At 64.7% G+C, this 255-nt stretch carries 1 protein-coding gene; it reads right to left on the minus strand.

Annotated elements, in window-relative coordinates; all coding sequences use genetic code 11:
- Positions 1 to 255 (minus strand): penicillin-binding transpeptidase domain-containing protein (locus A3730_RS12050; protein ID WP_255364263.1); only part of this gene is annotated, 255 nt, incomplete at both ends.

Below are 255 nucleotides of genomic sequence, written 5' to 3' on the forward strand. Positions count from 1 at the left end.
GTGGCCGGGGTGTTGGCGAATACCGGCGGCACCTTCAGTTCTCCCTCTTTATCGAGCAGCCAGGCGTCCATGACCTGGCGAGCCACTGGCCCGGCGGTAGAGCCGCCGTGGCGCCCATTTTCCACCAGCACGGCCACGGCAATGGCCGGCTTTTCCGCGGGTGCAAACGATACCAGCAAGGCGTGGTCCAGCAGGCGCTCTGCCAGCTCGTCCTCGTTATAGGTTTCGTCCTGACCTACCGAGAAGACCTGGGCG

This window comes from Alcanivorax sp. HI0044, assembly GCF_001634945.1.